Source organism: Polaromonas sp. P1_G2, assembly GCF_056405515.1.
The window spans coordinates 1-411 of sequence record NZ_JBFUBY010001390.1; the positions used below are offsets into that span (position 1 = coordinate 1).

Genomic DNA, 411 nt, shown 5'->3' on the forward strand with positions numbered 1-411 from the left:
GTCGGTGGCTCTTCTGCGCTATGTCGATCCGGCGAGCAAGAAGTCGGTCACGGTCCTCAGGACAGCCCTGCCACTCGAGGCACATGTCTATCTGCCGGCCGGCGTCGGCCTCTATGTCGACGGCGTCGATCTCGGGCGGTCCTATTTCGTCCTCTGCTCATCGCTCGGCTGCTTTTCCGATGCCGTGCTGAGCGACCAGGTGGTCGACAAGCTGAAATCCGGCAAGCAGGCGGTGTTCACCGTTTTCCTTTCGGCAGAGGAAGACGGCATGGGCATTCCGGTGGACCTCAAGGGAATTTCCGACGGGCTGAAATCCCTGTAACGGAATGGGAACCGCTTGATCCTGTTTCGACAGGACCCTATTTTAGACGCCTGTTCACGCCATAAAGGCATTTGCCATGACATCCGATC

Annotated in this window: 1 protein-coding gene; it reads left to right on the forward strand. The window is 58.4% G+C overall.

Annotated features, from left to right (window positions below):
* Window positions 1–322 (forward strand): invasion associated locus B family protein (locus AC1D0P_RS30710; protein ID WP_477680186.1); only part of this gene is annotated, 322 nt, incomplete at its 5' end.
* Window positions 323–411 lie beyond the last annotated feature (89 nt).